The sequence below is a fragment of the Gilliamella sp. W8126 genome (assembly GCF_016102185.1).
GTDB classification, from domain to species: Bacteria; Pseudomonadota; Gammaproteobacteria; order Enterobacterales; family Orbaceae; genus Gilliamella; species Gilliamella apis_A.
The window spans coordinates 332,588-356,547 of the sequence record NZ_JACFPE010000002.1; the positions used below are offsets into that span (position 1 = coordinate 332,588).

At 35.6% G+C, this 23,960-nt stretch carries 24 protein-coding genes, 1 tRNA gene, 1 other RNA gene, 1 CRISPR repeat array and 1 riboswitch; of the genes, 17 read left to right on the plus strand and 9 right to left on the minus strand.

The genetic code is table 11. The annotated features are described in order from the left end of the window. Positions 1 to 175, minus strand: a riboswitch (Lysine riboswitch). A 111-nt stretch (positions 176 to 286) separates the two neighbouring features. After that, the gene (gene argR, locus H3S74_RS05545; RefSeq protein ID WP_034905059.1) at positions 287 to 745 is read right to left on the minus strand and encodes a transcriptional regulator ArgR; all 459 of its coding nucleotides are present in this window, start codon (positions 743 to 745) and stop codon (positions 287 to 289) included. Between the two features lie 192 nt (positions 746 to 937). Beyond that, complete coding sequence (mog, locus tag H3S74_RS05550) at positions 938 to 1,516, minus strand: molybdopterin adenylyltransferase (protein ID WP_198200682.1); 579 nt, start codon at positions 1,514 to 1,516, stop codon at positions 938 to 940. 150 nt (positions 1,517 to 1,666) lie between these two features. Here mog and H3S74_RS05555 point away from each other — a divergent pair, with 150 nt between their 5' ends. Next, positions 1,667 to 2,611, plus strand: coding sequence for an ABC transporter ATP-binding protein (locus tag H3S74_RS05555; protein ID WP_198200680.1), 945 nt, complete (start codon positions 1,667 to 1,669; stop codon positions 2,609 to 2,611). Then, positions 2,604 to 3,374 carry an ABC transporter permease gene (locus H3S74_RS05560; RefSeq protein ID WP_198247434.1) on the plus strand — a complete coding sequence of 257 codons (771 nt, stop codon included), beginning with the start codon at positions 2,604 to 2,606 and terminating at the stop codon, positions 3,372 to 3,374. Before H3S74_RS05555 ends, H3S74_RS05560 begins: the two co-directional genes overlap by 8 nt. Before the next feature lie 53 nt (positions 3,375 to 3,427). Here H3S74_RS05560 and H3S74_RS05565 read toward each other — a convergent pair whose 3' ends face one another. The 3 genes from H3S74_RS05565 to accB all read right to left on the minus strand — a co-directional run bounded on the left by H3S74_RS05565 (position 3,428) and on the right by accB (position 5,976). Further along, the gene (locus H3S74_RS05565) at positions 3,428 to 4,066 is read right to left on the minus strand and encodes a bifunctional 4-hydroxy-2-oxoglutarate aldolase/2-dehydro-3-deoxy-phosphogluconate aldolase (protein ID WP_198247435.1); all 639 of its coding nucleotides are present in this window, start codon (positions 4,064 to 4,066) and stop codon (positions 3,428 to 3,430) included. A gap of 66 nt (positions 4,067 to 4,132) precedes the next feature. Then, complete coding sequence (gene accC, locus H3S74_RS05570; RefSeq protein WP_110447284.1) at positions 4,133 to 5,479, minus strand: acetyl-CoA carboxylase biotin carboxylase subunit; 1,347 nt, start codon at positions 5,477 to 5,479, stop codon at positions 4,133 to 4,135. A 41-nt stretch (positions 5,480 to 5,520) separates the two neighbouring features. After that, entirely contained in the window at positions 5,521 to 5,976 is a 456-nt protein-coding gene (gene accB / locus H3S74_RS05575) for an acetyl-CoA carboxylase biotin carboxyl carrier protein (RefSeq protein WP_110447285.1), read from the minus strand. A gap of 371 nt (positions 5,977 to 6,347) precedes the next feature. On the opposite strand from accB, the gene H3S74_RS05580 reads away from it, so the two are divergent. The 6 genes from H3S74_RS05580 to H3S74_RS05605 all read left to right on the plus strand — a co-directional run bounded on the left by H3S74_RS05580 (position 6,348) and on the right by H3S74_RS05605 (position 12,594). Beyond that, on the plus strand, positions 6,348 to 7,391 hold the full coding sequence (locus H3S74_RS05580) for a rod shape-determining protein (protein WP_065562215.1): 1,044 nt from the start codon (positions 6,348 to 6,350) through the stop codon (positions 7,389 to 7,391). 115 nt (positions 7,392 to 7,506) lie between these two features. Beyond that, a complete protein-coding gene (mreC, locus tag H3S74_RS05585) occupies positions 7,507 to 8,349 on the plus strand; it encodes a rod shape-determining protein MreC (RefSeq protein ID WP_198247436.1) in 843 nt (280 codons plus the stop codon). Further along, positions 8,336 to 8,827, plus strand: a complete 492-nt coding sequence (gene mreD / locus H3S74_RS05590; RefSeq protein WP_198220811.1) for a rod shape-determining protein MreD — start codon at positions 8,336 to 8,338, stop codon at positions 8,825 to 8,827. The genes mreC and mreD overlap by 14 nt, the downstream gene beginning before the upstream one ends. 12 nt (positions 8,828 to 8,839) lie before the next feature. Further along, positions 8,840 to 10,315, plus strand: a complete 1,476-nt coding sequence (gene rng, locus H3S74_RS05595; protein WP_110447288.1) for a ribonuclease G — start codon at positions 8,840 to 8,842, stop codon at positions 10,313 to 10,315. Positions 10,316 to 10,416: 101 nt separating this feature from the next. After that, positions 10,417 to 11,874, plus strand: coding sequence for a metalloprotease TldD (tldD, locus tag H3S74_RS05600; protein WP_198247437.1), 1,458 nt, complete (start codon positions 10,417 to 10,419; stop codon positions 11,872 to 11,874). Positions 11,875 to 11,904: 30 nt separating this feature from the next. Further along, the gene (locus tag H3S74_RS05605) at positions 11,905 to 12,594 is read left to right on the plus strand and encodes a DedA family protein (RefSeq protein WP_110447290.1); all 690 of its coding nucleotides are present in this window, start codon (positions 11,905 to 11,907) and stop codon (positions 12,592 to 12,594) included. Positions 12,595 to 12,596: 2 nt separating this feature from the next. Here H3S74_RS05605 and rnpB read toward each other — a convergent pair. From rnpB to H3S74_RS05620, 3 genes are all read right to left on the minus strand, one after another. Beyond that, positions 12,597 to 12,985: RNase P RNA component class A (rnpB, locus tag H3S74_RS05610), an RNA gene on the minus strand. 184 nt (positions 12,986 to 13,169) lie between these two features. Next, positions 13,170 to 13,532 carry an outer membrane protein assembly factor BamE gene (gene bamE, locus H3S74_RS05615; protein WP_110447291.1) on the minus strand — a complete coding sequence of 121 codons (363 nt, stop codon included), beginning with the start codon at positions 13,530 to 13,532 and terminating at the stop codon, positions 13,170 to 13,172. A gap of 217 nt (positions 13,533 to 13,749) precedes the next feature. Continuing rightward, positions 13,750 to 14,022, minus strand: coding sequence for a helix-turn-helix transcriptional regulator (locus H3S74_RS05620; RefSeq protein ID WP_110447292.1), 273 nt, complete (start codon positions 14,020 to 14,022; stop codon positions 13,750 to 13,752). 178 nt (positions 14,023 to 14,200) lie between these two features. Here H3S74_RS05620 and H3S74_RS05625 point away from each other — a divergent pair, with 178 nt between their 5' ends. The 8 genes from H3S74_RS05625 (at position 14,201) to H3S74_RS05660 (ending at position 20,417) form a co-directional block, all read left to right on the plus strand. After that, the gene (locus H3S74_RS05625; RefSeq protein WP_110447293.1) at positions 14,201 to 14,557 is read left to right on the plus strand and encodes a DNA-binding protein; all 357 of its coding nucleotides are present in this window, start codon (positions 14,201 to 14,203) and stop codon (positions 14,555 to 14,557) included. Between the two features lie 66 nt (positions 14,558 to 14,623). Then, complete coding sequence (proQ, locus tag H3S74_RS05630; protein ID WP_110447294.1) at positions 14,624 to 15,160, plus strand: RNA chaperone ProQ; 537 nt, start codon at positions 14,624 to 14,626, stop codon at positions 15,158 to 15,160. A 9-nt stretch (positions 15,161 to 15,169) separates the two neighbouring features. Beyond that, positions 15,170 to 17,242, plus strand: a complete 2,073-nt coding sequence (gene prc, locus H3S74_RS05635; RefSeq protein ID WP_110447295.1) for a carboxy terminal-processing peptidase — start codon at positions 15,170 to 15,172, stop codon at positions 17,240 to 17,242. 29 nt (positions 17,243 to 17,271) lie between these two features. Continuing rightward, entirely contained in the window at positions 17,272 to 17,361 is a 90-nt protein-coding gene (locus H3S74_RS12680; protein WP_110447296.1) for a YnhF family membrane protein, read from the plus strand. 67 nt (positions 17,362 to 17,428) lie between these two features. Next, positions 17,429 to 17,516, plus strand: a tRNA-Ser gene (locus tag H3S74_RS05645). A gap of 150 nt (positions 17,517 to 17,666) precedes the next feature. Then, entirely contained in the window at positions 17,667 to 18,560 is an 894-nt protein-coding gene (gene prmB / locus H3S74_RS05650; protein WP_110447297.1) for a 50S ribosomal protein L3 N(5)-glutamine methyltransferase, read from the plus strand. Between the two features lie 34 nt (positions 18,561 to 18,594). Then, on the plus strand, positions 18,595 to 19,662 hold the full coding sequence (gene aroC / locus H3S74_RS05655) for a chorismate synthase (RefSeq protein WP_198247438.1): 1,068 nt from the start codon (positions 18,595 to 18,597) through the stop codon (positions 19,660 to 19,662). 2 nt (positions 19,663 to 19,664) lie between these two features. Beyond that, on the plus strand, positions 19,665 to 20,417 hold the full coding sequence (locus H3S74_RS05660; protein ID WP_198200669.1) for a TSUP family transporter: 753 nt from the start codon (positions 19,665 to 19,667) through the stop codon (positions 20,415 to 20,417). 280 nt (positions 20,418 to 20,697) lie between these two features. Beyond that, positions 20,698 to 21,145: direct repeats of the CRISPR family, unit length 28 nt; unit sequence GTTCAACGCCGTATAGGTGGTTTAGAAA. 52 nt (positions 21,146 to 21,197) lie between these two features. Here H3S74_RS05660 and H3S74_RS05665 read toward each other — a convergent pair. Continuing rightward, positions 21,198 to 22,562, minus strand: coding sequence for an MFS transporter (locus H3S74_RS05665; protein WP_198247439.1), 1,365 nt, complete (start codon positions 22,560 to 22,562; stop codon positions 21,198 to 21,200). Between the two features lie 319 nt (positions 22,563 to 22,881). On the opposite strand from H3S74_RS05665, the gene H3S74_RS05670 reads away from it, so the two are divergent. After that, positions 22,882 to 23,736, plus strand: coding sequence for a helix-turn-helix domain-containing protein (locus H3S74_RS05670; RefSeq protein ID WP_198247440.1), 855 nt, complete (start codon positions 22,882 to 22,884; stop codon positions 23,734 to 23,736). The last annotated feature ends 224 nt before the right edge of the window (positions 23,737 to 23,960 follow it).

Sequence of the window (23,960 nt, forward strand, 5' to 3'; positions counted from 1 at the left end):
ATACCGTGAAGCGCTCCACCTGTTAGGGTGACAACCCAAGGGATTCAGCCCTTGTAGCCGATTCAATTGCTTTCTGGAATAACAATCGAACCTCGGCATTACACCCCCTTAATCATCTTTTTACGGTTCCAGTTCCTAAAATGATCTACCTGAGTAATGCGCCTCTTCTTTTTTTTGTAATATTGGTTACAAAATCAGTGTTATATAGGATTAACGATTTAACCAAGTGTGTCAATAGCTTAAATATTAAAAAAAATTATTGGTCTGGCTTAAAATAAATTCTTTTTTATAAGCTTCGCTCAAATAATTCAATAATAGTTTGATACAGTTTCTTAACCGAACAATCTTTAGTTGGAGTGCTAAAAATCGTATCATCACCAGCAATTGAGCCTAAGATCCCTTCTGATTTACCAATTGAATCTAAAAGTCTAGCAATTAGTTGAGCTGCGCCAGGACTGGTACGGATAACGACCATTGAACTATTGTAATCAATATCCAATACTAAATTCTTCAGTGGACTACTAGTGGTTGGTACGCTCATTTCGGCTGGTAAGCAGTAGACCATTTCAGATTTTGCATTGCGAGTTCTTACTGCGCCAAATTTGGTTAACATTCTGGATACTTTGGACTGATTTATATTATCAAACCCTTGTTCCTGTAAGGCCTGTACGATACCTATCTGAGAACTAAACTTTTCTTGTAATAACATTTCTTTAAAAGTTTTAGTGAGATCATTTTGTTTCATACTGTTCCTTTAAATTAAATTTATGGCCTATTACGCCAGTAGTGTTTATTAATCATATTAACTCATTATCTAAAATTACCTAATTATCATCTTAAATAACGTCATTATTTGCCATTGAGGTAATGTTGCTATTATCATACCAGCGCTGTTAAAAGATTAATTTACATAATTATGCATGATGTTTGCATAAAATTAAAGATTAGATTTGCTAGCATTTTTAGGTCGGAAAGCTTGAACAACATGATTATGAGTTTCGATATAAGGACCATCTAATAAATCAATACAATATGGAACACTTGCAAAAATACCTGTGACAATAGTATTTCCTTGTTCATCTTTCACGCCTTCAAGGGTTTCTTTAATTGATTTAGGCCTGCCTGGTAAGTTTAAAATTAAACATTGCTTTCTAATGACACCCACTTGTCTGGATAAAATTGCCGTAGGAACAAAATGCAAACTAATTTGCCGCATTTGTTCGCCAAAACCTGGCATTAATCGGTCAGCAATTGCTAAGGTTGCATCTGGAGTAACATCTCTAATTGCTGGCCCAGTACCGCCAGTAGTTAATATTAGATGGCATTGCAACTTATCTACCAATTCGCATAAAGTTTCTTCAATGATTAGTTGTTCATCAGGAATAATACGTTGTTCGGTAATAAATGGTGTTTTTAAGGCTGTCTGTAACCATGATAATAGCGCTGGAATACCTTCATCTTGATAAACGCCTTGCGATGCTCTATCCGATACTGAAACCAAACCAATTTTGATCATAACTTGTAATCCTTAATCTTATATTCATCTAATCATTATATTGATAGCATTAAAAATTGAATTAATCTTAAAATCATAACAATATTGTCGATTGGTCAAACATGATATCATATTATATAAATAACAAATTATAGAATTAGGATTCATTTTATGTCATCAACGCCCGCACTAGAGCTCATAGCGCTCAAGAAAAAATATAAAAATGGTGTAGAAGCATTAAAAGGAATTAATTTAACCGTGCAAGCAGGGGATTTTTACGCTTTGCTCGGTCCTAATGGTGCAGGTAAATCAACCACCATTGGTATAATTAGTTCTTTAGTTACCAAAACCTCTGGGCAGGTTAAAATCTTTGGATATGATTTAGACAGCGATGTTGTTAATGCAAAAAGGCAATTAGGTCTAGTCCCGCAGGAGTTCAATTTTAACCAATTTGAAGAAGTCTTACAAATTGTTACTAATCAAGGTGGTTACTATGGCTTGCCACGCAAATTAGCTTTGCAACGAGCAGAAAAATATCTACGTATTTTGGATTTGTGGGATAAACGACACAGTCGAGCCTGTATGTTATCTGGCGGAATGAAAAGACGGCTGATGATAGCTAGAGCACTTATCCATGAACCAAAATTACTCATTCTTGATGAACCAACCGCAGGGGTTGATATTGAAGTACGCCGTTCTATGTGGGATTTTCTACGAGAAATTAATCGTCAAGGTATTACCATTATATTAACGACTCACTATTTGGAAGAAGCTGAAATGCTATGTCGCCACATAGGTATTATTCAGCGTGGTGAATTAGTTGCTAATTCATCAATGCGTGATTTGTTAGCTAAAAGTCAGTCTGAAACCATTGTTATTGATTATGTTCCGACCGCTACACCTATTGCGCTAAATGGTTATACTTTTACGGATGTTGAGTCAGGAATGTTAGAGGTTAAAGTAGATAAACAACATGGATTAAATCAACTATTTGAACAACTCAATCAACAAGATATTAAAGTGATTAGTGTTCGTAATAAAGCCAATCGATTAGAAGAATTATTTGTAGATTTATTACATAACGATACAAAAGCTAAAGGAGCTATTGATGAATAATTTATACTGGATTGCCTTAAAAAGTATTTGGCGTAAAGAAGTTACCCGATTTTTAAGGATTTGGATCCAAACATTGATTCCTCCAGTTATTACTATGTCACTTTATTTTGTTATTTTTGGTAATTTGATTGGTTCTCGAGTTGGAGACATGGGGGGGGTTAGCTATATGGCATTTATTGTCCCAGGTCTAATTATGATGTCGGTAATTACAAACTCTTATACTAACGTTTGTTCTTCATTTTTTAGTGCTAAATTTCAACGTAATATTGAGGAGCTATTAGTTGCACCAGTGCCTACTCATATTATTATTTTGGGATATGTCGGTGGCGGCGTCATGCGTGGCTTATTAACAGGCGTTTTAGTTACTATTGTGTCGCTATTGTTTGTAAGATACCAAGTTTATTCATGGCCTTTTGTCATTTTCACCTTATTACTAACCTCAATTTTGTTTTCATTAGCAGGGTTATTAAATGCTGTATTTGCCAAAACATTTGATGATATTAGCATTATTCCGACCTTTGTACTGACTCCATTAACTTATTTGGGGGGCGTGTTTTATTCAATCACCATGTTACCTACTTTTTGGCAATGGGTTTCTAAACTTAATCCAATTGTTTATATGATTAATGGTTTTCGTTATGGCTTTTTAGGTGTTAGTGATGTGTCATTGATAATTACTTTTTCAATGTTATTACTGTTTGTCAGTATATTATATCTGTTAGCGTGGAAATTTATTGAAAGTGGCAGAGGACTTAGAAGTTAATTAAAAGAATAGCGAATCAAAATAAACCGCCGACCAATGTCGGCGGGAAAGTATTATTGAGCACCGGCAACCGCTTCTTTGGCCATTTCAGTGATTTTAGCAAAATCACCTTTAGCTATTGCATCGGTAGGGATAAACCAAGTTCCACCAACACATAGTACATTATCAAGAGCTAGATAATCGCGATAGTTTTTCGGATTTACACCGCCAGTTGGGCAAAACTTCATATAACCACAAGGACCGGCAAAAGCTTTTAACGCCGCAACACCGCCATTGATTTCTGCTGGGAAGAATTTTAATGCAGTCAAACCATATTCTTGAGCGGTTAATAATTCTGAAATTGTTGCTATTCCTGGAATAACAGGAACTGTCCCTTCAACTGCTGCTTTTAAAATTGAATCTGTAATCCCTGGTGTAATAATAAATTCAACACCAGCTTCAGTTACTTGTTTAAGTTGTTCAACAGTGGTTACTGTTCCTGCACCAACTACAGCTTCAGGCACTTCCTTGATGATTTTTTTAATGGCATCAAGTGCACATTCAGTTCTTAATGTAACCTCTAGAACTTTAACTCCTCCAGCAATTAATGCTTTTGCTAATGGAACAGCATCTTCTAAACGTTCAATAACAATAACCGGTACAACAGGGCCTAATGTTAAGATTTCCTCAGCGGTTTTTTTCCAACTCTTCATATGTGTTACCTATACTTTATTTACTTCTATACAGCAATAAGCCCTCAACGTAGTGAGGGCTTATTTTTACTCATAAATACCTAATTTCTTTTCTAAATAATGAATGTTTGTGCCACCTTTCATGAAGCCTTCATCATTCATAATTTCTATATGAAGTTCGATATTGGTTTTTATTCCATCGATAACCAGTTCTGCTAATGCATTTTTCATGCGGGCAATAGCAACTTCTCGAGTCTCTCCATAAGCGATTAACTTACCAATCATTGAATCATAATAAGGTGGTACCGCATAACCAGCATAAATATGAGATTCCCAACGAATACCAAACCCACCAGGTGCATGGAAGCGAGTGATTTTACCTGGAGATGGCATAAACGTTTTTGGATCTTCAGCATTTATTCGACATTCAATGGCATGACCTTTAATTTCAATATCGCTTTGCTTGATAGATAAAGGTTGCCCAGCAGCAATAAGAATCTGCTCACGAATTAGATCAACGCCTGTCACCATTTCAGTAACTGGATGTTCTACTTGAATACGGGTATTCATTTCAATGAAATAGAATTCACCGTTTTCAAATAAAAATTCAAAAGTACCTGCACCACGATAACCAATTTCAATACATGCATTTACACAACGTTCGCCGATGAATTTACGCATTTCTGGTGTGATGCCAACAGCCGGTGCTTCTTCAACGACTTTTTGATGGCGTCGTTGCATTGAACAGTCACGTTCGCCTAAGTAAACGGCATGACCTTGACCATCAGATAGCACTTGAATTTCAATATGACGTGGGTTTTCAAGGAATTTTTCCATATAAACCATGTCATTATTAAACGCTGTTTTCGCTTCAAGTTTAGTCATTTTGATTGATTGTTCGAGGTCTTTTTCTTCTCGAACAATACGCATTCCGCGGCCACCACCACCGCCAGATGCTTTAATAATCACTGGATAACCAATTTTTTTCGCAATCTGTTTATTTGTGTCCATATTGCTACCAAGTGGACCATCAGAACCAGGAACACAAGGTACACCGGCTTTTTTCATTGCTTCAATTGCCGATACTTTATCGCCCATTAAGCGGATAGTATCTGGTTTTGGACCAATAAATATAAAGCCAGAACGTTCGACTTGTTCAGCAAAGTCTGCATTTTCAGATAAAAAACCATATCCTGGATGAATAGCTGCTGCGCCAGTTACTTCGGCGGCAGAAATTAAGGCAGGGATATTAAGATAACTTTTGGCAGAAGCTGCTGGACCAATGCAAACCGTTTCGTCTGCAAGTAAAACATGTTTTAAATCTTTATCTGCCGAAGAGTGAACAGCGACAGTTTTAATTCCAAGTTCTTTACATGCTCGTAAGATGCGAAGAGCAATCTCTCCGCGGTTAGCAATAAGAATTTTATCAAGCATATTCAATCTCTTAATCGTCTAAGTTAATAAATAATTTCTGATTATTCAATAATGAATAGCGGTTGATCGAATTCAACTGGTTGACCATTTTCAACTAAGATAGCTTTAATAGTCCCTGCTTTTTCTGATTCAATTTGGTTCATCATTTTCATCGCTTCAACAATGCAAAGCACATCACCAACATTTACCGATTGGCCGACTTCAACAAATGCTTTCGATTCCGGACTAGGGGTACGATAAAATGTACCAACCATTGGTGATTTTATTGTTGTACCATTAATTGTATTGGTATCTGCGATGACTTCTGCTTCAACCGTTGGGGCAACCACAACTGGAGTTGGTTGAGGAATTTGAATATTTTGCACTGGCGCAGAATAGTTTGCGGCAGGCATAGCTCGACTAATCCGAACTGATTCTTCACCTTCAGAAATTTCAAGTTCAGAAATACCTGACTCTTCTACTAATTCAATTAACTTTTTAATTTTGCGTATATCCATGAATTACACCGTGTTTATTTGAAATAAATAAAAATTATTTTAATGTATACTTAATACTTTAAAAGTTACCTTTTAATACGATACTAAGTTTGTAACTCAACATTAACGCGGAAGGATACACTGTAAATCGTAATTTGTCATTATATATCTCCTTTACAAACACTTGTTATACTATTTTCTAGGTATTATTTTAGAATTGCGATACAATAGTAACCCTTAATTATAATTGAGGCTGGCTGTGGTTTTTATCTGCTAAATAATCTCTTATTTATCGGATAAAATTTAGAAATATATATTCTGTAGATGCCTTAGTTTGCTTCTAAATACTCAAATATATACAAACAAGATTAATTCTAGGAAGAGTTTTTATTATGTTCAAAAAAGTTCGCGGCTTGTTTTCAAATGATTTATCGATTGATTTAGGTACAGCCAATACGCTTATTTATGTTAAAGGGCAAGGCATTGTACTTAACGAACCTTCAGTTGTTGCCATTCGTCAAGATCGCTCTGGAACACCTAAAAGTGTTGCTGCAGTTGGCCATGCTGCGAAACAGATGCTAGGACGAACACCTGGTAATATTGCAGCGATTAGACCAATGAAAGATGGTGTAATTGCAGACTTTTCCGTAACTGAGAAAATGTTACAGTACTTTATCCGACAAGTTCATAGTCATAGTTTTTTAAGACCAAGTCCGCGTGTACTAGTTTGTGTACCTGTAGGTGCTACTCAAGTTGAACGCCGGGCTATTCGTGAATCAGCATTAGGTGCTGGCGCACGTGAAGTTTATTTAATTGAAGAACCAATGGCTGCGGCTATTGGCGCTGATTTACCTGTTTCAGCACCGACTGGCTCAATGGTGGTTGATATCGGTGGTGGTACAACTGAAGTCGCGGTTATTTCGTTAAATGGTGTGGTTTATTCTGCGTCGGCACGTATTGGTGGTGACCGCTTTGATGAAGCAATTATCAATTATGTTCGTCGTAATTATGGTGCATTAATTGGTGAAGCAACTGCTGAGAAAATTAAGCACTTTATCGGTAGTGCTTATCCTGGTGATGAAGTACTTGAAATTGAGGTGCGTGGTCGTAATTTAGCTGAAGGTGTACCACGTAGCTTTACCTTAAATTCAAATGAAATATTAGAAGCATTGCAAGAGCCATTAAGTGGCATTGTCAGCGCGGTTAAAGTAGCACTTGAGCAATGTCCGCCAGAACTTGCTTCAGATATTTCTGAACATGGTATGGTATTAACTGGTGGTGGTGCATTATTACGTAATATTGATAAATTGTTATCCGCTGAAACTGGTATCCATGTTGTTGTCGCTGAAGATCCACTAACTTGTGTAGCGCGTGGTGGTGGTAAAGCACTTGATATGGTTGATATGCATGGTGGTGATCTCTTTAGTGAAGAATAACATTAAATAATTACTAATAAGTAACCAACTATTTCATTTTATCCGCCGACATTGTCGGCGGAGTCATATATTAGAATAGTTAGCTACTAAGTATATAACAGGTAAATACTGAACAATGAAATTACTTTTTTCTAAGCGTTCGCCTTTGAGTGTACAATTATTTATTGCACTAACACTCGCTCTGGTGCTAATCGTATTAGATATTAATTATCGTCCTTTTAAAGAGGTTCGTTATTATTTAGATACCATAATTTCACCACTTTATAATGTTTCAAATGCGCCAAAATCATCATTTGACTCCCTTTATGAAATGTCAAAAACACAAGAAGCATTAATTAATGAAAATACCAAATTGCAAGAAACATTAATGCAACAGAAAAGTGATCTACTATTACTTGAACATTTAAAACATGAAAACGATCGCCTTAGAGGATTATTAGGCTCACCGTTAAGGCATGATGAACATAAAATGGCTGCTCAAGTTTTACTGGCTGATACTGATCCTTATATTTATCAAGTTGTGATCAATAAGGGGAAAAATAATGGTGTTTATGTTGGCCAACCAGTTGTAGATGAGAAAGGAATTGTTGGACAAATTTATCAAACAGCCCAATCAACCAGCCGTGCGATATTAGTCTGTGATTATCAACATGCAATCCCTGTACAAGTACTAAGAAACGATATTTCTATGGTGGCAGTTGGTAATGGATGTAGTAATGATTTAACCCTTGATTTTTTACCTAACAATGTTGATATCAAAGTTGGTGATGTTTTAGTTACTTCGGGACTTGATGGTCGCTTCCCTGAAGGCTATCCAGTGGCTGTGGTAAGCTCAGTGAAACTTGATATTAGTGATTCAACTCCAATTATTTCTGCTACACCTACTGCGGATTTAAAACGTTTACGCTATTTATTATTACTATGGGGCGAGCAAGGAGTAAAGCATGAGGGGGAATAATCGATTTAGTATTTTGATTATCTGGTTAACACTGTTGATTGGTTTATGTGTGCAGATTATTCCATGGTCAGCTGATTATAATATGCTTAAACCGCATTTATTAATGTTAATTATGGCTTATTGGTTAATAGCACTTCCTCATCGCATTGGAATGGGCATGGCTTTTATACTAGGCATAGTCTTGGATCTATTTTCCGGATCTATTCTCGGTATTCATGCGTTTATTTTTTCCTGTATGGCTTACTTGCTACTATTTAAATTTCAATTAATTCGTAATTTAGCGCTCTGGCAGCAAGCAATTGTCATCTTTGCTGTATCACTTTGTTACAATTTTTTAGTATTTATGTTTCAGGTTACTATTTATCACACCATAACGATTTCGCCTTTAATTTTAGTATCTAGTTGTGTTGATGGGCTACTATGGATAGTGATTTATCTATTCTTACGAATAATAAGACGGAACTTTGCTATCAATTAAAAAGGAATCATTATGTCTGTTGAATTATTAATGAATGTGACACCTTCAGAGACTCGTGTTGCTTATATTGAAGACGGTATTTTACAAGAGATCCATGTTGACCGTGAGTCACGTCGCGGAATTGTTGGCAATATTTACAAAGGAAAGGTAATTCGTATTTTACCTGGTATGCAAGCCGCTTTTGTGGATATTGGGCTTGAAAAAGCTGCTTTTTTGCATGCTTCAGATATTATGCCACATACTGAATGTGTCTCCGATAGCGATCAAGAGCAATTTCAAGTTAAAGATATTTCTGAACTGGTTCGCCAAGGTCAAGATTTAATGGTGCAAGTGGTTAAAGATCCTTTAGGAACTAAAGGTGCAAGGTTGACTACTGACATAACTTTACCTTCACGGTATTTAGTTTTAATGCCAGGACCAAATTCGACTCATGTTGCTACATCGCAACGAATAGAATCTGAAGAAGAGCGAGAACGGCTGAAAAAAATCGTTGAACAGTATGTCTCTGATGAAGGCGGTTTTATTGTTAGAACCGCGGCAGAAGGGGCAAACGCCCATGAGCTTGAACAAGATGCTAATTTTTTAAAACGGCTATGGACAAAAATTCAAGAAAGAATGGCTCGTCCGGTTAGTAAAAATTTAGTATATGGAGAGCTAGCTTTATCGCAACGAGTATTACGAGATTTCGTTGGTGATCCAATCGAACGTATATTAGTTGACTCGAAATTAACTTATGACTTGTTACTTGAATTTACTCAGGAATTTATGCCTGAAGTAACTAGTAAACTAACCCATTATCGTGGCAATATTCCAATTTTCGATCTTTATGATATTGAAAATGAAATTCAAAGAGCACTAGATAGAAAAGTTAAATTAAAATCTGGTGGTTATTTGATTATCGACCAAACCGAAGCCATGACTACCATTGATATCAATACTGGTGCATTTGTCGGTCATCGTAATTTAGAAGAAACCATTTTCAATACCAATATCGAAGCAACGATTGCAATTGCTCGCCAATTAAGATTACGTAATTTAGGTGGCATTATTATTATCGATTTTATCGATATGCAAGAAGATATTCACCGTGAGCGGGTATTACAATCATTACAAGATTTTTTAGCTAAAGATCGAGCACGAACATCCGTTAATACTTTCTCTGGTTTAGGGTTAGTTGAAATGACACGTAAGCGTACACGTGAAAGTATTGGCCATATTCTTTGTGAAGAATGTCCCTCTTGTAAAGGTCGTGGTATTGTTAAATCTGTCGAGACAGTATGTAATGAAATATTGCGTGAGATTGTCCGTGTTTATAAAGCTCATCGCTCGGAGTACTTCTTAGTTTATGCATCAGCCGCAGTAGCTAATGCATTAACCAATGATGAGTCTCATGCTTTAGCCGAAGTTGAAGTCTTTGTGGGTAAACGAGTTGAAGTAAAAGTTGAACCACTTTATATACAAGAACAGTATGATGTTGTACTTATGTAATTAGTTTAATTGTATTAACCATAAAACTAAGTAAAATCTATTGATAAGTGATAGTCAGAAACAAATTTTTTTATTTTTATAATCAGTAAATTAAGGAATTTATGAAAGTAACTCAAGTGAGTGAAAGGTTACTCCACCCAAATAACTTAAATCAACAAAATATAGCGAATTTACTTGATATGTTAAGTTCAAGAAAAATTGATTTTGGTGATTTATATTTTCTATCCGGTTATTATGAAAGTTGGTCACTTGAAGATAGTATAATCAAAAATGCTTCTTTCCATCGTGATCAAGGTGTAGGTGTGAGAGCAATTATTGGTGAAAAAACAGGTTTTGCTTATACCGATCAATTATCATTAGCTCGCTTAGAACAAAGTGTATTGGCTGCTAATTCAATTACTAAACAGCAAACGCCTATAGCAGTTACACCATTTAAAACTGCGGAAAATATTACGCTCTATCCTTCGATAAATCCAATAAACAGTTTTGCTCAAGAACAAAAGATTGCCATATTACAGCAAGTGGATAAATTAGCTCGATCGCTCGATTCAAGAGTAATCGAAGTATCGGCAAGCTTAATTGGTAGTTATGAAGATATCTTAATTGCGGCTACTGATGGTACTTTATGTGCGGATGTTCGTCCATTAGTTCGCTTATCGGTATCAGTTCTTGTAGAACAAGATGGTAAACGTGAACGAGGTAGCAGTGGTGGCGGTGGCAGATTTGGTTATGACTATTTTTTAACGACTAACGTTAAAACAGGTGAAAGCCATATTGATAGTTATACTCGCGAAGCGGTGCGCCAAGCTTTAGTATTGCTTTCAGCTAAGCCTGCACCGGCAGGCACTATGCCAGTGGTGTTAGGCGCAGGTTGGCCCGGCGTATTACTACATGAGGCAGTAGGTCATGGATTAGAAGGTGACTTTAATCGTAAAAATAGTTCGGTATTTTCCGGTAAAATTGGTCAACAAGTTACCTCAGAATTTTGTACGATAGTTGATGATGGTACCATCGCTAATCGTCGAGGTTCGCTTTCTATTGATGATGAAGGTACACCTAGCCAAAAAACGGTATTAATTGAAAATGGCATTTTAAAAGGTTATATGTTTGATAAGCTTAATGCAAAATTAATGAATTGTCTTTCGACTGGTAATGGTCGTCGTGAAGGTTACGCATACTTACCAATGCCTAGAATGACAAATACCTATATGCTTGCAGGGACATCGAGCTTTGATGATATTATTCAAAGTGTTGATTATGGTTTATATGCCCCTAACTTTGCTGGTGGGCAAGTTGATATAACTTCGGGTAAATTTGTTTTTTCAACTTCAGAAGCTTATTTAATTGAAAAAGGTAAAATTACTACGCCGGTTAAAGGTGCAACACTCATTGGATCTGGTATTGAAACTATGCAACAGATTTCAATGGTAGGGAATGATTTAGAATTAGATTCAGGTGTTGGCGTTTGTGGTAAAGCAGGGCAAAGTGTACCGGTTGGTGTTGGACAACCGACTTTAAAAGTGAATAATTTAACAGTAGGTGGTACTATTAACCACTAACAATAATACATTAATGAGAAATTAAGCTAAATGGATACAATCATTACACTCTATCAAGCATTTGTTCATATGGATCTTGCAACACTCTCAAATCCAGATGTGTTATGGATATTATATGGCATGCTTTTTGTTATCATTTTATTAGAAAATGGTGTATTACCGGCAGCCTTTTTACCGGGAGACAGTTTACTGTTTCTAACCGGTGTATTGATTAGTCTTGATGTTTTTCATTTTGGGCTAATAAACTTAATTCTAATTGCGGGCGCCGCATTTGGTACATGGCTTGGTTATGCGCAGGGGCGCTGGCTTGGCAATACTAAAATTGTGCAAAATTGGATGGCACATTTGCCCGAAAAATATCATCGTAAATCGGAAGTTTTATTTCATAAATACGGATTACAAGCCTTATTTATCGGACGATTTATTGCATTTGTGCGTACTTTATTACCGATGATGGCGGGATTATCGGGTTTACATAGCCGCAAGTTTCATATCTATAACTGGATTAGTGCGACATTATGGATTTTCTTAATTGTTACATTAGGTTATCTATTCGGCTTATCACCAGTTTTTAAAACCTATGAAAAGCAAATCATGTCGTTGCTTATGTTAATACCGGTAATTTTATTGCTATTGGGTTTGCTTTTTACAATTTGGCTAGCATTTAAACGTTGGTTGAATAATAAAAAGCAAGTGAAACAAGATACAACAGAAAAGTAAAAGAGCGAAATTAACCGATAAGCCGGGTTCTGTCGTGGACAATCATTCCTCTAGGCTAATACTCACGCATTAGCTCAAGCAGTCTACCCGGATTCAACGCGGGCCGCGCCAATGAATCCCTATTTGACCTTGCTCCGAGTGGAGTTTACCGTGCCACAACTGTTACCAGTTGCGCGGTGCGCTCTTACCGCACCCTTTCACCCTTACCTGATCTTATTACTAAGCCATCGGCGGTATACTCTCTGTTGCACTAGTCGTGAATTTTAGCTCTCGCCAAAACTCCCCAGGCGTTACCTGGCACTCTGCCCTATGGAGCCCGGACTTTCCTCCCCTCTGTTTGTCTCCCTTTTGCAAAGGACTACAACAAAGCAGCGATTGTCTGGTTAATTTCGGCAAAGAGTATAACCTAATCGTTATTTTTGTCCAGAACAGAATAAGTATTATGGCTGCAATCTGTGCAAAAGTATTAATTTAAGCATAATTAAATTAGTGTTTGCTGAATAAGCCGTGTAGTCAGAGAAAATAAAGCAAAAAGCACATCAATGTGATGTGCCTTACTTAATACGTAATGAGAATTACCATTTTTTCTGTTTATTATTTTGATCATAGTTAAACCAAGTCACCACACCTTGGTTAACAATAACTTCTAATGTACCTTCAAGAATATTGTAATTGGTTTCACCTAATAAAACGTGACTAGTTGAACTCTTTTTCAGATATTTATAAGTCCATTTAGTTTCATTACTATTGATAACTGTTTTAGCTGTTGGTTCACCAAATATATGTAAAAGCTGTGCTTCAGTAGTTGATCCTTCCACTATTTTATTCACCTTTTCGTGATTAAGAGGAGTACCTTGTTCATAATAATTTTTTTGTGAACATGCTGCTAATGCCAATATTGAAAAAAGAACGATCAAGATTTTACTAAGGTTTTTCATGGGTTATTGCCTATTAATTATGATTTTTAACAAAAGATAGCTAATCATAACATAGCTTTACAGTTGTAGAAAATGACGAAATCAAAGATTTCAACAATAGCAATTAACAGCAATTATTAACATAAAAAGATAAAATGAATATATGGAAACATATAATGTTTCTTGATGTTTCCAATTGTTTTTAAAATGGATAAGATATTTATATCTATTTATTGTTTTATGCGGTATCGTCTCGTTTTTTTCTTAATACTCGTTTAATTGGTTGTTTTGTCATGGAATTAATATAACGACTAGGCCAAATTTGCGAAGGTTTCAAATTAAGTGCTTTGGCTATAATCGTTTCTCCTTTGGTCCATGGTCTCACCAATGCATTGCTTAATGTTGATGAACTTAAACCTGATTTGCGAGATAGTTCTGCTAGAGTTGTGCCTTTCTTTTTTAATGCTGCAATTATATCTGCTTTGTGCCAGTCGTTAGATTTTATTTCCATTTTTTCTTCCTTCTTAGTTTATAACATTAAATATCTATGTTATGCTTTCATGTTATCAAAACCAGTAAGTTTATAATTTAACTTTTAACATCATTAATAAGTTGTTTCTTATTATTGTAACAAAGTTTCTTTAATTTCTATAACTTTTTTCTTGTTTCTTAAAAGTAGGGTAATTAAAATGAAAGAATGGTTTTCTCCCAAAGAATTGTTAAGCATTGCTGGAATGCCTTCAACAACACAAGGGATTAACCGTAAAGCAAGAGCTGAAAAGTGGACTTCTCGAAAACGATCTGGTGTTCGTGGTAAAGCACTTGAATATCATATAAGTAGTTTATCGATAGATGTGAAAAAAGCTTTATGTCTTGAAGAAGAAAGTGCGACTTATGTGGTTTCGCCGATTGATCCACTACAACTTTGGATAACTGCATTTGAGCAGTTATCTACTGAAGAACGAACAATTGTCAGTTCATGGCTAATGCGTAATGGTATTAAAGATTTCATTACCTTTATTAATAAACATAAAAAAGATAATTAGTGTTATTGTATAAGCTGATATATACTTTAACGTCAGAAAATTTTAGTTGCTACTATGGAATAACCAATGGAAAATCAGTTTCAATTAACGAATAGTAAAGAGATTATTATTTATTTAGCTCAACAGTTTCCGAATTGTTTTACAATTGAAGGGGAAGCCAAACCTTTAAAAATTGGCATCTTTCAAGATATTCTTTCTCGTCTTGAAAATAGTGAAGTACTAAGTAAAACGAAACTCCGTGTTGCATTAAGAGGTTACACAATGGGGTGGCGTTATCTATATAGTATAAAAGAAGGCACACATCGAGTTGATTTAGATGGTAACCCAACTGAAGTTATCACCAAAGAACAAGAGGAACATGCTCAACAGCAATTGAAAGAAAGCAAAGAACAAGCTAAAGAACGAGCAAAACAAAAACGTAAAGCGGCCCCAAAACCGGCTAGAAAGCCACGAGCTTTGAAATTAGGTGATTTTGTCAAAGTTAATGTTGGTAATAAACCAATAAAAGGACAAATCATCACAATTGAAAAGGAACATATCAAAGTTAAAGTAGGCGCTGGAATGGAATTAATGGTCAAACCTGAGCATATTATTAACAGATAGAGAATTTATATGAATAAGCTACTGAAAAGTTTTGTTAAATTCGGTCTCATTTTATGCATAATTAGTACTGCCGCTCAGGCCAAAACGTCGGCAACTGAACAAATTCCTGTTTTAAAGCAAGACGAAGTACATCAAGTGGTTGCCAAACGTGTGACCAATTTTTTTACGCAATCACATTACCGTGACTTTTCGTTAGATGGTGCTTTTTCTGCTAAAATTTTCGATCGTTATTTCAAATTGTTAGATGGTAATAAGACCATCTTTCTTCAAGATGATGTAAATAAATTTCGTAATCGCCAGGAACAATTGGGGCAAGAACTCATGGATGGCGATTTAAAAACTGCATACGATATTTACAATCTTTTCTTGCAAAAACGTTATAATCGTTACCAATATGCGCTTGAGGTCTTACAGCGTCCGATGGACTTTAATACTAAAGACCAAATAAATTTCAAGCGTGAAGATATGGCGTGGCCAACCTCTGAAAAAGAGCTTGATGAATATTGGGATAAACGAGTTAAATATGATGAGTTAAATTTATCTTTAACTGGTAAAAATGAAGGCCAAATTCGTGAAGTTCTAACCAAACGTTATCAACGAGTATTAAAAACCATTGTTCAATCCAATAATGAAGATTGTTTCCAAGTATTTATGAATGCCTTTGCGCGAGAAATTGATCCTCATACCAGTTATTTAGCGCCACGTAAAAAACGCGATTTTGATTCAGAAATGAGTCTTTCCTTTGAAGGTATTGGGGCAACGCTTAGCCAACAAGATGATTATACTGTTATTATGTCTTTTGTGACTGGTGGCCCAGCCGAGAAAAGTAAATTATTATCAGTCGGTGACAGAATTATTGGGGTAGGACAAAGTAATTCTGCAATTGAAGATGTCATCGGTTGGCGTTTAGACGATATCGTTGACAAAATACGTGGACCTAAGAATACCGTAGTTAAATTAGAAATTTTACCCGTTGGTAATAACAGTAAACCGAAAGTGATTGAAATCACTCGTGATAAAATTCATTTTGAAGATCGTGAAGCTAAATTAAAAACTATCGATAATAGCCGTGGAAAAATCGGTGTGATTGAAATACCGAGTTTTTATATTGGTTTAACCAAAAAAGTTGAATCTTTAATTATAGAAGCCAATAGCGCAAAATTACAAGGTTTGGTTATCGATTTACGTGATAACGGCGGTGGTTCATTAGCTGAAGTAATTGAATTAACAGGATTATTTATCGATAGTGGTCCAGTTGTACAAGTACGTGATAATTTACAGAAGATCACCACTTACAATGATAAAAATAAAGGTATTGAATATGCTGGCCCAATTGTTGTCATGATTAATCGTTATAGTGCATCAGCATCAGAAATTTTTTCAGCAGCGATGCAAGATTATGGTCGAGCTGTTATTGTTGGTGAAACTACCTATGGTAAAGGTACAGTACAAACTTCTCGTAATATTTCATACCCAGTAGATGCCAGATTGCATCCTAAATGGCCAGAACTTGGTGGTGCGCAATACACGGTACAAAAATTTTACCGTATTAACGGTGGAAGTACTCAGTTAAAAGGTGTCGTACCTGATATCGAGATGACGAAAAGTCAATATGTTGATGAAACTGGAGAACGCTTCTTAGATAATGCTATGCCGTGGGATAAAATTCCATCCGCTGATTATCTCACTGTTGCTAATATTAAACCATTGCTAGCTAACTTAAAATCTCAGCATCAAGCTCGTATTGCTAATAATCCTGAATTTAATTATATTGAAGAGGATATTAAGCGATTTAATGATAAAAAAGATAATGAATATTTGGTTTCTTTGAATAAAAATGAGCGAGAAACAGAACAAAAAGCTAACGATGATCGTGATTTAAAAAGGATGAATGAACGTTTAAATCGTGCTGGGTTAGCACAAATTACTAAATTAAAAGATTTGCCTAAAGATTATAAACAACCTGATGCATTTTTAGATGAGGCGGTCGAAATCCTACTTGATTTAATACCAAATTATCCTAGCATTGAAGCTAGTAAAATTAGAGGTGGATTTCTTTCTTTAGATAAACCAATTGAATAGTGATAAACAAAAATTAAGGAATAAGTATTATGAGTATCAATTTAAAATATGCTTTAATCGCAACGGTTCTTGTTTTAGCTGTTTTTGCTGTATTTGGAACCATCGTTTGCATGAATTAACACTTGATTAATTGTTTGCAGATAATTATAGTATGCACCCTGCTTTCAAAAAGCAGGGCTAAATTAAGGTGAGGTGTCCGAGTGGTTGAAGGAGCACGCCTGGAAAGTGTGTATACGGCAACGTATCAAGGGTTCGAATCCCTTCCTCACCGCCATAAATATTTATTTAGTCATCGAAGGAAAGAGCCATTAGGTTCTTTAGCATTGCCAATAAAATCTATTAATATGGTCTTGGCATTTACCTCAGCTTTAATGACCTGACGTGACGATTAATCTCTTCCTCTCCACGATCTTTCGGAGTTACTATGGAAAACTTACGCACTGTTCAGGATTATATACGCTGGACCACTTCGCAACTTAGTCAATCGGATATCTTTTTAGGTCATGGCACCGATAACCCTATCGATGAAGCTAAACAACTTATCTTAGCTACGCTAGGCTTATCACTATTTATTCCTCCAGAATTTTATGCTGCAAATCTGACTAATGATGAAAAACAACAACTAAATGAGATCATCAACAAACGTATTAATGATCGCTTACCAACACCTTACCTAACTAATCAAGCGTGGTTCTGTGGTCATAGTTTTTACGTTGATGAACGGGTCTTAATTCCACGTTCTCCTATTGGTGAACTGATTAATAATCAGTTTAAAGATATAATCAGTAGTGAACCAAAAAATATTTTAGATCTCTGTACTGGTAGTGGGTGTATTGGTATTGCTTGTGCTTATGCATTTCCTGATGCTCAAGTTGATATTACCGATATTTCATTAGAAGCATTAGATGTCGCTCAAACTAATATTGAATTGCATGATATGCAATATCAAGTTACACCAATTTTATCAGATCTATTTAATCAATTAGAGAATAAAAAATATGACCTAATTGTGACTAATCCTCCTTACGTCGATGATGAAGATATGAGTGATCTTCCTGACGAGTTTTTATATGAGCCAAAATTAGCACTCGAAGCAGGATTTGATGGATTAGACTTAGCAAAAAGAATTTTACACGATGCTTGTGACTATCTAACACCGGATGGTGTATTAGTCTGTGAAGTTGGTAATAGCTGGGTGTCTTTACAAGAACAATATCCAGATGTACCCTTTAATTGGATCAGTTTTGAGCAAGGTGGATTCGGCGTATTTGCAATCACGCAGGCTGACTTGAAGACTTATCAGCACTATTTTAAATAAATTAACTATAAAATAAAAAATTGGAATAAGAACTATGGCTGGAAATTCAATTGGTAAATTATTTAAAGTCACTACCTTTGGTGAATCACATGGTACTGCATTAGGTTGTATTGTTGATGGCGTACCACCAGGAATGAATTTAAGCGAATCCGATATGCAACACGATCTTGATCGCCGTCGACCTGGTTCATCTCGTTACACTACGCAACGTCGAGAAGCTGATCAAGTAAAAATCCTATCGGGGGTATTTGAAGGTGTGACTACAGGTACTAGTATTGGATTATTAATTGAAAACACCGACCAACGTTCACAAGATTACAGCAAAATAAAAGATATTTTTAGACCGAGCCATGCCGATTATACCTACCAAAAAAAATATGGTATTCGGGATTACCGTGGTGGGGGTCGGTCATCGGCACGTGAAACTGCTATGCGTGTTGCGGCAGGTGCTATTGCCAAAAAATATTTACATGAAAAGTTAGGTATTACTATTCGTGGTTATTTAGCACAAATGGGTGATATCCAGTGTCAATTAAATGATTGGCAACAGGTCGATCAAAATCCTTTTTTCTGTCCAGATGAAAGTAAACTAGAAGCACTTGATCAACTATTAAGACAGCTTAAAAAAGATGGTGATTCAGTTGGCGCTAAAGTCTGCATTGTGGCAGAAAATGTTCCGGTCGGTTTAGGAGAGCCCGTCTTTGATAAGTTAGATGCTGATCTTGCCCATGCATTAATGAGCATTAATGCAGTAAAAGGGGTTGAAATTGGTGATGGTTTTGCTGCGGTTAATAAACGTGGTAGTGAAAATCGTGACGAAATAACCCCGCAAGGATTTTTATCAAATCATGCTGGTGGTATTTTGGGGGGAATTAGCTCGGGACAAACTATCATTAGCAGCATAGCATTAAAACCAACTCCAAGTATTGAGATTGCTGGACAATCAATTAATATTAATGGAGAAAGTGTTGAAGTTTCAACCCATGGTAGACATGATCCTTGTGTCGGTATTAGAGCAGTGCCTATTGCTGAAGCAATGGTCGCGATCGTATTAATGGATCATTATCTTCGCTATCGGGCCCAATGTAGTGATGTAAAATAATCATGAGTTACGAATTACTGGTTTTACTTTTTTTAATTGCGACGTTAGCAGGCTTTATTGATTCAATTGCTGGTGGCGGTGGACTATTAACAGTACCAGCACTACTTGCTGTAGGATTACCACCAGCTAGTGCATTAGCCACTAATAAATTACAAAGTTGTGGCGGTTCGTTTTCTGCTAGTTTCTATTTTATTCGCCAGCGTATGGTTGATTTAAAACAGCAAAAATGGGCGATTGCTTGTGCATTCATTGGTTCCGCTCTTGGCACATTATCAGTCATGCATATACAAGCGGATTTCTTAAAATTATTGTTACCAATATTAACCATTAGCGTAGGACTTTATTTTCTACTATCACCAACAATCGGAGATAGTGATCGTAATAGTCGGCTTTCGGTTTTACAGTTTGCTTTGATTCCTGCGTTGATTATTGGCTTTTATGATGGTTTTTTTGGGCCTGGTGCAGGATCATTCTATGCACTCGCATATATTACTCTGGCTGGATTCAATTTAACTAAAGCAACCGCTCATACCAAAGTACTCAATTTTACCTCTAATTTAGCAGGATTAATCTTCTTTATTGCTGGCGGTGAAGTGGTATGGTCAATTGGTTTAGTTATGTTAGTTGGCCAATTTATTGGCGCAAGATTAGGTGCAAAAATGGTTATAGCTAAAGGACGAAAATTAATAAGACCAATGTTAATTACCGTTTCAACCATTATGAGTTTCAAATTAATCTATGAAAACTTCTTTTAATCATCGCTAATAAAATTTAGAATCAGTTTTAGTACAATCAATAAGCTAACAACCAAGAATACATTAGCCAATTAAAAACCCCGTTCCTCAAAATTTTGAGGAACGGGGTTTTTGCATTTCCCAAAGTCTATATTTTAAATCAATAATAAACCCTTTTTTTTACATCAAAATTAATCTGATAAAAATCAGATAGTTGAAATTAACCGCAAAAAAAGGGTTTTTAATATCAAAATTGTCATTTACCTTTATTTGAACAATGATTATATTATATTGGTTTCTAGTTCAACGCCGTATAGGTGGTTTAGAAAGAATCGTGTAATTTTGAGTTATCAGGGCGATGGTTCAACGCCGTATAGGTGGTTTAGAAATGACCGTATGACGTTGATGTTAAATCGTAGTCGTTCAACGCCGTATAGGTGGTTTAGAAATCGCCATTAGCATCGATTATCGTTGGCTCGACGTTCAACGCCGTATAGGTGGTTTAGAAAAAAAGCTTGACCAACAATTGGAGCAATAACACGTTCAACGCCGTATAGGTGGTTTAGAAATAGAATGAACCGAACCCAACGGCCATGCTTGGGTTCAACGCCGTATAGGTGGTTTAGAAAAATGCTGAAAGACATCCCGTTGCTTGAGAGAAGTTCAACGCCGTATAGGTGGTTTAGAAACAACATTTAAGAGCGATTCATGTTGATAGTTAGTTCAACGCCGTATAGGTGGTTTAGTGCTATTGCTAAATAAGCTAAAAAACTGAACTCATATGTTCAGTTTTTTTGTATACTAACTTTTTGTATTCACTCGATAAGAGAAAATATAGGCTATAACAGCAATAATGCCAAATACAAGAGATAGAAAAAACATTGTCTGATAGGCGCAATTTACTGAAATTATTTGATCTAGAGTTAGGTTGATTAATATTCCTGATAATACGCTTCCAAATGCACCTCCAATTTGCTGTATCACACGAGTGATAGCACTTGTATCCTTAATCTGATTTTTTTCACAAAACTCAAATGGAGAAGAGAGAACAGCAATCGTAGCAACACCTAATCCGGAGCCTCGAACAGTAAAACCGATGATTTCAGAGGCATTTCCACCTACTTGAATTATTAATATACTTATTGCTGATATTATTAGACCTATACCAATAATTAGAAATGAATTTATCTCACTTAAAGATTTATAAATAAATTTTCTCGCCAACCAAGCTCCTACACCTTGTAAGGCAAGTAGCAGACCAATATAAGTAATGGATATATTATTATTTATTGCTTGTATTAAAGGAAAAAAAATCATGAAACCGAAAAAGATAAGTGATGTCAGAAATCCCATCATTATTGACATTGAATATTGAGGACTATTAAATGCACTTAAATCGATTAGTTTATTGTCTGACTTATTATTAGTAATAAATGAAACCATCATCAAACCAATTGCGAAAACCAGCATAATAATATTAGAAGTACCAAAAAAATGTTCTGTCGTGATATTTTTAATTGAGATGAAAAATAGGATTAAAGCAATTAAAAATGTCATAAATACATAAATATTCATATTATATTTAGATGTTTTAGTCTCTGGTATTGTTGTCCTACCAAAGAAAAAAGCTAAAAGCGCCAAAGGTATGTTGATAAAAAAAGCAATTCTCCAATTTAATTGTTCCGATAGGATTGCGCCAAAAATTGGTCCTAGTGCTGGAGCAAAGACTGACGGAATAGCAATCAATGCCATAACCGGCTTTAGCCTTTGCTTACCAAAATGAGTCGCTATTATCGATTGAGTAATAGGAATTAATATTCCTGCACCAAAACCTTGTAGACATCTAAAAAGGATTAAAGACACCAGATTATATGAAAATCCAACCATTATAGAACCAGCAAGAAAAACAAGAATTGAGCTGATCCATGCGTTCTTGAGCCCAAAATTTTCATGCATATAAGGTGATAGTAATATGCCAGCTGCGCAAGCAAGCATATATATGGTAACCGCCCATTGTATATAAGCATAAGAGGCATTAATGTCATTCGAAATTGTGGGTAAAATAACATTAATAATACTGCTATCTAATAATGGTAATATACTAGATAGCGTCATCGCAAATACTAACTTTCTTTCTGAAATGGTCAGGTCTAGCGATTGTTTCATATTAAATCCTTTCCATATTATATTTAGTTGCGCCTTGTGTATATATTCCATTGAATGTTGATGATGTAATTTCTTTATAATTTTTATGTTTTTCTTTCATGTATCTGTTTCCTTATTAAAACCAGACTATTAAGCAATTAATAAATTTGAAAATTACCAATTAATTTGTCTAAAAAACGATTATTTTGTTGATTTACAACTTATCTATTTATTGCTAACGTGTTACCTTTAACTTAATTGAGAAGACTTTAGGATAGCCAGTAGAATAGCGTTTTACTAGCCAATTGAAGCCACAAAATATCCCATTGGGGCCATATAAATGAATACTCCACTCATTTCTCCACAGCTTGCTTCTTCTGATAGCGAACCGATGATCATATCGACAGCCAGACACTCCTCACAAAGAGTGACACAACGTCATGGTCATTCAAGAGGACAGTTACTCGGCTCATTACAGGGATTAATTTCAATTGAAGCAGAAAGTAGTCAATGGATAGTGCCCGCAACTCATGCAGTCTGGATCCCCCCGAATGTACAACATAGTCTTCTTGGAACGCATGGACCATTCGAAGGATGGAGCCTCTATATACAAAAAAATGCATGCATTAAACTACCTATCAAACCATGTATTTTAGAATTATCTGACTTATTGCGCGAAGCAATTAACCGAACCATGTCATGGCATAATTCAGAACTGCAACCAGAACAGCAGCGATTAATTGCCGTGATACTTGACGAGATTAGAACAATCCCGCAAGTTGAGCTAGCACTGCCAATGCCTAAAGATATGCGTCTGTTAAAAATCGCTTTAGCTTTGTCTGATAATCCTAGTGATGATAGAAATATTGACGAATGGGGCGTTTGGGCTGGTATTTCCCGACGTTCATTAACACGTCGATTTACCAATGAAACCGGATTTAATTTTACCGAATGGCGTCAGAAACTGCGCATGTTAAAAGCGTTAGAATTGCTTGCAGCTGGAAAACCAATTACAGAAATATCTTTATATTTAGGTTATGACAATATAAGTGGGTTTATTGCTATTTTCCGTCGAAATTTTGGGGTAACACCAGGTAATTATCAAAGAGCCATGCGAAACCGTCTCTCATGGCGAAACTTTACTTATACTTCTATTCAAAATGATAATCATATTAATGATAAATTAATCAAATAAATTTTTTCTAAGTCTCGTAATGTAATTAGCAATAAAAGTCGTTTTTAGTCAATAGATCAATTTTTAGAGCAATATAATTTTTTTAATAGAAATAAAAAACTTGTACTTGATAAGTTAATCCCAACATACCTTCAGATTTAAAAAATCATCTAAGCTATTCAATAATAATTAGCAAAAACCTCAATTAAACAGTTTATTATATGATTTAAGTATTAACTTAAAAA

What these genes read in the sequence shown, in the direction of transcription:
- H3S74_RS05555 (WP_198200680.1), top strand. Translation starts at nt 1,667, where the DNA reads ATGTCATCAACGCCCGCACTAGAGCTCATAGCGCTCAAGAAAAAATAT.
- H3S74_RS05665 (WP_198247439.1), bottom strand. Translation starts at nt 22,562, where the DNA reads ATGAAACAATCGCTAGACCTGACCATTTCAGAAAGAAAGTTAGTATTT.
- bamE (WP_110447291.1), bottom strand. Translation starts at nt 13,532, where the DNA reads ATGAAAAACCTTAGTAAAATCTTGATCGTTCTTTTTTCAATATTGGCA.
- H3S74_RS05625 (WP_110447293.1), top strand. Translation starts at nt 14,201, where the DNA reads ATGAAAGAATGGTTTTCTCCCAAAGAATTGTTAAGCATTGCTGGAATG.
- proQ (WP_110447294.1), top strand. Translation starts at nt 14,624, where the DNA reads ATGGAAAATCAGTTTCAATTAACGAATAGTAAAGAGATTATTATTTAT.
- mreD (WP_198220811.1), top strand. Translation starts at nt 8,336, where the DNA reads ATGAGGGGGAATAATCGATTTAGTATTTTGATTATCTGGTTAACACTG.
- accB (WP_110447285.1), bottom strand. Translation starts at nt 5,976, where the DNA reads ATGGATATACGCAAAATTAAAAAGTTAATTGAATTAGTAGAAGAGTCA.
- tldD (WP_198247437.1), top strand. Translation starts at nt 10,417, where the DNA reads ATGAAAGTAACTCAAGTGAGTGAAAGGTTACTCCACCCAAATAACTTA.
- aroC (WP_198247438.1), top strand. Translation starts at nt 18,595, where the DNA reads ATGGCTGGAAATTCAATTGGTAAATTATTTAAAGTCACTACCTTTGGT.
- mog (WP_198200682.1), bottom strand. Translation starts at nt 1,516, where the DNA reads ATGATCAAAATTGGTTTGGTTTCAGTATCGGATAGAGCATCGCAAGGC.
- H3S74_RS05580 (WP_065562215.1), top strand. Translation starts at nt 6,348, where the DNA reads ATGTTCAAAAAAGTTCGCGGCTTGTTTTCAAATGATTTATCGATTGAT.
- accC (WP_110447284.1), bottom strand. Translation starts at nt 5,479, where the DNA reads ATGCTTGATAAAATTCTTATTGCTAACCGCGGAGAGATTGCTCTTCGC.
- H3S74_RS05565 (WP_198247435.1), bottom strand. Translation starts at nt 4,066, where the DNA reads ATGAAGAGTTGGAAAAAAACCGCTGAGGAAATCTTAACATTAGGCCCT.
- prc (WP_110447295.1), top strand. Translation starts at nt 15,170, where the DNA reads ATGAATAAGCTACTGAAAAGTTTTGTTAAATTCGGTCTCATTTTATGC.
- H3S74_RS05605 (WP_110447290.1), top strand. Translation starts at nt 11,905, where the DNA reads ATGGATACAATCATTACACTCTATCAAGCATTTGTTCATATGGATCTT.
- H3S74_RS05660 (WP_198200669.1), top strand. Translation starts at nt 19,665, where the DNA reads ATGAGTTACGAATTACTGGTTTTACTTTTTTTAATTGCGACGTTAGCA.
- argR (WP_034905059.1), bottom strand. Translation starts at nt 745, where the DNA reads ATGAAACAAAATGATCTCACTAAAACTTTTAAAGAAATGTTATTACAA.
- H3S74_RS05670 (WP_198247440.1), top strand. Translation starts at nt 22,882, where the DNA reads ATGAATACTCCACTCATTTCTCCACAGCTTGCTTCTTCTGATAGCGAA.
- rng (WP_110447288.1), top strand. Translation starts at nt 8,840, where the DNA reads ATGTCTGTTGAATTATTAATGAATGTGACACCTTCAGAGACTCGTGTT.
- H3S74_RS05560 (WP_198247434.1), top strand. Translation starts at nt 2,604, where the DNA reads ATGAATAATTTATACTGGATTGCCTTAAAAAGTATTTGGCGTAAAGAA.
- mreC (WP_198247436.1), top strand. Translation starts at nt 7,507, where the DNA reads ATGAAATTACTTTTTTCTAAGCGTTCGCCTTTGAGTGTACAATTATTT.
- prmB (WP_110447297.1), top strand. Translation starts at nt 17,667, where the DNA reads ATGGAAAACTTACGCACTGTTCAGGATTATATACGCTGGACCACTTCG.
- H3S74_RS05620 (WP_110447292.1), bottom strand. Translation starts at nt 14,022, where the DNA reads ATGGAAATAAAATCTAACGACTGGCACAAAGCAGATATAATTGCAGCA.
- H3S74_RS12680 (WP_110447296.1), top strand. Translation starts at nt 17,272, where the DNA reads ATGAGTATCAATTTAAAATATGCTTTAATCGCAACGGTTCTTGTTTTA.